The 1,794-nt window shown below is 56.9% G+C and carries 1 rRNA gene; it reads right to left on the minus strand.

What is annotated here, in order from left to right:
- Positions 1 to 170: 170 nt before the first annotated feature.
- Positions 171 to 1,694 (minus strand): 16S ribosomal RNA (locus AC1DF4_RS19100).
- Positions 1,695 to 1,794: the final 100 nt, after the last annotated feature.

Below are 1,794 nucleotides of genomic sequence, written 5' to 3' on the forward strand. Positions count from 1 at the left end.
CTCAAGAGAGGGTCCGTACTGGGTGCCGCGAGAAACGCAGCGGCCGCTATTTGYTGATATTCCACCCGTGAGCACCCGCCGCAGAACAATCGTCTGCGCAACGGGCGTACTCCTGACAACCCCGCCACACCCACATACRTGGGGCACGGTGATCGTGAGGTGCTCCTTAGAAAGGAGGTGATCCAGCCGCACCTTCCGGTACGGCTACCTTGTTACGACTTAGTCCCAATCGCCAGTCCCACCTTCGACAGCTCCCTCCCACAAGGGGTTAGGCCACCGGCTTCGGGTGTTACCAACTTTCGTGACTTGACGGGCGGTGTGTACAAGGCCCGGGAACGTATTCACCGCAGCGTTGCTGATCTGCGATTACTAGCGACTCCGACTTCATGGGGTCGAGTTGCAGACCCCAATCCGAACTGAGACCGGCTTTTTGGGATTAGCTCCACCTCACAGTATCGCAACCCTTTGTACCGGCCATTGTAGCATGCGTGAAGCCCAAGACATAAGGGGCATGATGATTTGACGTCGTCCCCACCTTCCTCCGAGTTGACCCCGGCAGTCTCCTATGAGTCCCCGCCATAACGCGCTGGCAACATAGAACGAGGGTTGCGCTCGTTGCGGGACTTAACCCAACATCTCACGACACGAGCTGACGACAACCATGCACCACCTGTAAACCGACCGCAAGCGGGGCACCTGTTTCCAGGTGTTTCCGGTTCATGTCAAGCCTTGGTAAGGTTCTTCGCGTTGCATCGAATTAATCCGCATGCTCCGCCGCTTGTGCGGGCCCCCGTCAATTCCTTTGAGTTTTAGCCTTGCGGCCGTACTCCCCAGGCGGGGCACTTAATGCGTTAGCTACGGCGCGGAAAACGTGGAATGTCCCCCACACCTAGTGCCCAACGTTTACGGCATGGACTACCAGGGTATCTAATCCTGTTCGCTCCCCATGCTTTCGCTCCTCAGCGTCAGTTAATGCCCAGAGACCTGCCTTCGCCATCGGTGTTCCTCCTGATATCTGCGCATTTCACCGCTACACCAGGAATTCCAGTCTCCCCTACATCACTCTAGTCTGCCCGTACCCACCGCAGATCCGGAGTTGAGCCCCGGACTTTCACGGCAGACGCGACAAACCGCCTACGAGCTCTTTACGCCCAATAATTCCGGATAACGCTTGCGCCCTACGTATTACCGCGGCTGCTGGCACGTAGTTAGCCGGCGCTTCTTCTGCAGGTACCGTCACTTTCGCTTCTTCCCTACTGAAAGAGGTTTACAACCCGAAGGCCGTCATCCCTCACGCGGCGTCGCTGCATCAGGCTTTCGCCCATTGTGCAATATTCCCCACTGCTGCCTCCCGTAGGAGTCTGGGCCGTGTCTCAGTCCCAGTGTGGCCGGTCACCCTCTCAGGCCGGCTACCCGTCGTCGCCTTGGTGAGCCATTACCTCACCAACAAGCTGATAGGCCGCGAGTCCATCCAAAACCACAATAAAGCTTTCCACCCCCCACCATGCGATGAGGAGTCATATCCGGTATTAGACCCAGTTTCCCAGGCTTATCCCAGAGTTAAGGGCAGGTTACTCACGTGTTACTCACCCGTTCGCCACTAATCCCCCAGCAAGCTGGGATCATCGTTCGACTTGCATGTGTTAAGCACGCCGCCAGCGTTCATCCTGAGCCAGGATCAAACTCTCCGTTGAAGTAAAACAGACACACCATGCGCCCCCGGGAAAACGGGATGCACACAATGCACAAAATTTGAAACCAGCTGTAAAAACCAGACCACACCACGGGGTGGCG

This window comes from Arthrobacter sp. 05N429, from assembly GCF_056397045.1.